5 protein-coding genes are annotated in these 5,541 nt (G+C 71.0%); 4 read left to right on the top strand and 1 reads right to left on the bottom strand.

Going from position 1 to position 5,541, the window contains the following annotated elements; all coding sequences use genetic code 11:
• Positions 1 to 468: dihydropteroate synthase (locus ACWCO3_RS30715; protein ID WP_450013370.1), on the top strand; the 468-nt coding region annotated here is incomplete at its 5' end.
• Positions 469 to 535: 67 nt separating this feature from the next.
• Here ACWCO3_RS30715 and ndhC read toward each other — a convergent pair.
• The gene (gene ndhC, locus ACWCO3_RS30710; protein WP_088986508.1) at positions 536 to 913 is read right to left on the bottom strand and encodes an NADH-quinone oxidoreductase subunit A; all 378 of its coding nucleotides are present in this window, start codon (positions 911 to 913) and stop codon (positions 536 to 538) included.
• Positions 914 to 1,043: 130 nt separating this feature from the next.
• Between ndhC and ACWCO3_RS30705 the strand changes: the two genes are divergently transcribed.
• The 3 genes from ACWCO3_RS30705 to ACWCO3_RS30695 all read left to right on the top strand — a co-directional run.
• Positions 1,044 to 2,453, top strand: a complete 1,410-nt coding sequence (locus ACWCO3_RS30705) for a hypothetical protein (protein ID WP_145786152.1) — start codon at positions 1,044 to 1,046, stop codon at positions 2,451 to 2,453.
• Positions 2,454 to 2,740: 287 nt separating this feature from the next.
• Positions 2,741 to 4,588, top strand: a complete 1,848-nt coding sequence (locus ACWCO3_RS30700; RefSeq protein ID WP_450013367.1) for a 2-oxoacid:acceptor oxidoreductase subunit alpha — start codon at positions 2,741 to 2,743, stop codon at positions 4,586 to 4,588.
• Positions 4,581 to 5,541 (top strand): 2-oxoacid:ferredoxin oxidoreductase subunit beta (locus ACWCO3_RS30695; RefSeq protein ID WP_450013365.1); only part of this gene is annotated, 961 nt, incomplete at its 3' end. The genes ACWCO3_RS30700 and ACWCO3_RS30695, both read left to right, overlap by 8 nt.

Genomic DNA, 5,541 nt, shown 5'->3' with positions numbered 1-5,541 from the left:
GGCGCGGGGCTGGTCTGCTCGCACGCCGGCGGCCTGGTCCCGCGGACCAGGCCGCACCGGGCGGCCTTCGACGACGTGGTCGCCGACGTGGTCGCGACGGTGACCGGGCTCGCCGAGCGCGCTGTCGCGGAGGGGGTACGCCCCGACGGGATCCTCGTCGATCCGGCACACGACTTCGGCAAGAACACCCGGCACTCCCTGGAGATCACCCGGCGGCTGGCCGAGTTGACCACGACCGGCTGGCCGGTGCTGGTGGCGCTCTCCAACAAGGACTTCGTCGGTGAGACGTTGGACCTGCCGGTGGCCGAACGCCTGGAGGGGACGCTCGCCGCGACGGCGGTGTCGGCCTGGCTGGGCGCTCGGGTCTTCCGGGCCCACCAGGTCGGCCCGACACGTCGGGTGCTGGACATGGTGGCCTCGATCCGGGGTGACCGCCCGCCGGCGACGACTCGCCGAGGCCTGGCCTGACCGGTCGTCGCCGTAACCGACCGCGAACGGCCGGGCCGACCGGCACGATCGCCGGAGGTCGCGACGCTCAGGTCCAGCGGAGGATGTTCCTGCGCCAGGCGTAGAGGATGCCGAGCGCGAGCACCGCCACGAACACCGCCATCTCCACCACCGTCACCAGACCGAAGCCCGGCCGGTCGAAGACCACCGCCCAGGGGAAGAGGAACACCGCCTCGACCGCGAACAGCACGTACAGGTACGCGTAGACGTAGTAGCGGATCTGCATCTGCGCCCAGTCCGCGCCGACCGGGTCGAGCCCGCACTCGTAGCTGGCCCGCTTGCCGGGCGGATCGGCCGGACGAGCCGGACGTAACACCCGGTTGGCCGAGAACGCCGTAACGAAGAACAGGACGCTGGCGAGCAGTAAGAGCCCGAGCGTCGCGTACGAGCCCAGGTATCCGGTCACAGTTCGGGAGCCTACCGCCCGGCCGGAAGTGCCGTCCCAAACACGTTACGGATTTGTTTCCAGATGGGACTAGTGCACCAAGGCAACTGTTACCGAATACTGGACCCCCACCCATGGCACCGGAGGACAGATGGCCCGCCTGAAGGCATCGCCCGGTCTCCGGGCCGAGGGGCGGCGTACCGCACCCTGGCTGGCGACCGCGCTCGCGCTCGGCCTGCTCACGGCGCTCGCCGTGGGACCGGCCTGGGCCAACGCGGCGACGCCGGACCCGGTGGTGGCCACCGATCCGGTCAGCGAACCCGAGGCCACCACGTCCGAGGAGCCGCCCCCGACCGAGGGGCCGACCGATCCGGTGCCGACCGAACCGGCGCCGGAGACCACCGCTCCCGCTCCGGAGACGACCCCACCGGCACCGGCGACCACCGCCCCTGACCTGCCGCCGGCGCCGACCACCGCCGCGCCCGCTCCGGGCGGACCCACCACGGGAGCGCCTCCCGTGCCGCCGGTGCCTCCGGTCCGCCCGCCCGCCTCCGGTCCGGTGCCACCGCCGAGTCCACTGGGAGTCCAGGTCACCACCCAGGACGTCACCCTCCGCGAGGCGTACTGGAACACGGCCAGCACGGCCACCACGTTGCAGGTCACCATCCACAACACCGGCACGACGGCGGAGCGGATCCGCCTCTCGTACCGGCTGCCGACCGGGCTGTCCGACGCCGGGACGAAGGGCTGCACCGACGCCGGTGCCGGCACGTACCACTGCGGGGCCTGGACAGCCGAGGCGGGCGCGCGCTTCAGCGCGCTGATCCGCCTGCGGGTCGACGGCGACGCGTGGAGGCAGATGCCGCTCGCCGGCTCCGTCCAGGTCGTCGCCGATGCGCCGGGGCTGCCCGGGGAGGCCTCCGACGACCAGGGCTTCGCCGTGCTCTTCCCGCCCGGTCCGCCGGTGCCCGGGATCGCTCTCGCGGCCGACGAGGTGACGTTCGACATCAGCGGCGCCGCCAGCACCCTCGCGCTCCGGTTGGGCAACACCGGGTCGGTGGACGCCGCCGGACGGGTGGAGGTCGTCCTGCCGGCCGGGGTGACAGTTCCGACTCCACCGGACGGCTGCGTGGTGGTCGACCCGACCCGGACCCGCTGCGACGCGGGCGTGGTGGCGGCGGGCAGGACCGCCGAGTTGCGGTTGCCGGTGGAGGCGACGCCGGAGGCTCAGCGGGAAGCGCCGTTGTCCGGCGCGGTGATCGGTCACCTCGACCCACGCAGTGGATCGACCCGCCAGGTGCAGATGAGCTTCCGGATCACCGCGGCGGCCGCTCTGGCCACACCGGTGGTCTCGCCGCCCGCGGCGACCGGCTCCCAGGGCGTACTCCCCGGGGGTGCTGCCGGCGACGGTGGCGGGGCATCCTCGGTGCAGCGCACCGCGATCATCCTGATCGTGGTCTCGGCGCTGCTGGTGGTGCTTGCCCTCGCGCTGGCCACCACCTCGCTGCGCCGCCGGCTCAACGGCCCGGCACCCGGGCCGGCGCCAGAACCGGTCGACTGATCGACGGGGTGGCCCCGGCCGGGCGGGACGGGGCCACCGAATCGATCCGGTGGTGATCTGAATTACGGCGGCCAGGGCGTAAGCCCGCAAACTCGGGCAATACTCCATCGAGTCTGGTCCCAGTCGGCGGACCTCCGGGGATTGTTAGGGCTCCCTTAGAAGTAGGCTCTGAGGTGAGGTACGACAACGGCCGGACCAGCCTGGGGCGGTGCGGTGAGACGTTGCGTCGAGGAGGTTCCGTGGCCGGGCAAGGCGAGAGCCCCGCAGTCGCGAACGAAGGTGGCACAGTGACCAAGCAGATCCGTCAACTCGACCGGGTGGTCATCCGGTTCGCCGGTGACTCCGGCGACGGCATGCAGTTGACCGGCGACCGGTTCACCTCGGAGACGGCGCAGCTCGGCAACGACATCTCCACGCTGCCAAACTTCCCCGCCGAGATCCGAGCCCCCGCCGGCACCCTGCCCGGCGTGTCGAGCTTCCAGGTGCACTTCGCCGACTACGACATCCTCACTCCGGGCGACGCGCCCAACGTGCTGGTGGCGATGAACCCGGCGGCCCTCAAGGCCAACCTGGCCGACCTGCCGCGCGGCGCGGACATCATCGTCAACACCGACGAGTTCACCAAGCGCAACCTCGCCAAGGTCGGCTACCAGACCAGCCCTCTGGACGACGAGTCGCTGGCCGGTTACGTCGTGCACCCGGTGGCGCTGACCTCGATGACTGTCGGTGCGCTCGCCTCGTTCGCGGTGTCCAAGAAGGACGCCGAGCGGTCGAAGAACATGTTCGCCCTGGGGTTGCTCTCCTGGATGTACTCCCGGCCCTACGAGTCGACGCTGCGCTTCCTGGAGCGCAAGTTCGCGTCCCGTCCGGAGCTGGTCGCGGCGAACGTCGCCGCCTTCAAGGCCGGTTGGAACTTCGGCGAGACCACCGAGGACTTCGCGGTCCGTTACGAGGTCAAGCCGGCCAAGATGAAGCCGGGCACGTACCGGAACATCACCGGCAACGCGGCGCTGTCGTTGGGGCTGGTCGCCGCCGGCGTCCGGTCCGGGCTGCCGGTCTTCCTCGGCGCGTACCCGATCACGCCCGCGTCGGACATCCTGCACGAGCTGAGCAAGCACAAGCGTTTCGGCGTCCTCACCGTGCAGGCCGAGGACGAGATCGCGGCGGTCGGCGCGGCGCTGGGCGCGTCGTACGGCGGTTCGCTCGGCGTGACCACCACCAGCGGCCCCGGCGTGGCCCTCAAGAGCGAGACGATCTCGCTGGCGGTGGCGCTGGAGCTGCCGCTGGTGATCGTGGACGTGCAGCGCGCCGGCCCGTCGACAGGCATGCCGACCAAGACCGAGCAGGCCGACCTCAACATGGCGCTGTTCGGTCGGCACGGCGAGGCGCCGGTAGCGGTCATCGCCCCCCGCTCACCGTCGGACTGCTTCTTCGCGGCGCTCGAGGCGGCCCGGATCGCTCTGACCTACCGCACGCCGGTGATCCTGCTGTCCGACAACTACGTCGCCAACGGCTCGGAGCCGTGGCTGCTGCCGGACGTGGAGTCGCTGCCCGACCTGCGGGTCGAGTTCGCCACCAAGCCCAACGGCGAGGACGGCACGACATTCCTGCCCTACCTGCGCGATCCGGAGACCCTGGCCCGTCCGTGGGCCATCCCCGGCACCCCGGGGCTGGAGCACCGGATCGGCGGTCTGGAGAAGGCCGACAAGACCGGGGACATCTCCTACGACCCGGCCAACCACGACTTCATGGTGCGCACCCGGGCCGCCCGGATCGAGACGATCCCGGTACCGGACATCGAGGTGGAGGACCCGGACGGCGACGCCCGGGTGCTGGTCCTCGGATGGGGCTCCACGTACGGGCCGATCGGCGCCGCCTGCCGCGGAGTACGCCAGCGCGGGCTGTCCATCGCCCAGGCGCACCTGCGGCACCTGGCCCCGATGCCGGCCAACCTCGGTGAGGTGCTGCGCTCGTACGACAAGGTGGTCGTCCCGGAGATGAACCTGGGCCAGCTCGCCCACGTCATCCGGGCCCGCTACCTGGTCGACGCGATCAGCTACAACCAGGTCCGCGGCCTTCCGTTCACGGCCGCCGAGCTGGAGACGACGCTGGAAGAGGTCCTGAAGAATGTCTGAGCCCGTCGCCCTCAAGCTCACCGCCAAGGACTTCAAGTCCGACCAGGAGGTGCGCTGGTGCCCCGGCTGCGGTGACTACGCGATCCTGGCGGCCATCCAGCAGTTCATGCCGGAGCTGAACATCCCCCGGGAGCGCACCGTCTTCGTCTCGGGGATCGGTTGCTCGTCCCGCTTCCCGTACTACATGAACACGTACGGGATGCACTCGATCCACGGTCGGGCCCCGGCGATCGCGACCGGCCTGTCGGTGTCCCGGCCGGACCTGTCGGTCTGGGTGGTCACCGGCGACGGTGACGCGCTCTCCATCGGTGGCAACCACCTGATCCACGCGCTGCGGCGCAACGTCAACCTCAAGATCCTGCTGTTCAACAACCGGATCTACGGTCTGACCAAGGGTCAGTATTCTCCGACCTCCGAGGTCGGCAAGATCACCAAGTCGACCCCGGCCGGCTCGGCGGACGCGCCGTTCAACCCGCTCTCACTCGCGCTCGGCGCGGAGGCCAGCTTCGTCGGCCGGACCATCGACTCCGACCGCAAGCACCTGCAGTCGGTGCTGCGGGCCGCCGCCGAGCACGAGGGTTCGGCGTTCGTGGAGATCTACCAGAACTGCAACATCTTCAACGACGGGGCGTTCGAACAGCTGAAGGACCCGTCCACCCGGGACGACTACCTGATCCGCCTGGAGCACGGGCAGCCGATCACCTTCGGCGCCGACGGGCGGTTCTGCGTGGTGCACCCGCCGGGCGGCTTCGGCCTGGAGGTCCGGGAGACCAGCTCGGTCAGCCCGGAGGAGATCGTCGTCCACGACGCGACGGTGACCGACCCGGCGTACGCGTTCGCGCTGTCCCGGCTGCCCGGCCTGGACCTGCGCAACACCCCGATCGGGGTGTTCCGCTCGGTGGACCGGCCGTCCTACGACAGCGTGGTGCAGGGCCAGCTCGCGGCGGCCAAGG

Source organism: Micromonospora sp. NPDC002411 (assembly GCF_053592955.1).
Note: the sequence above shows the minus strand (reverse complement) of the source record. Positions and strands in the feature narration are given on the sequence as shown.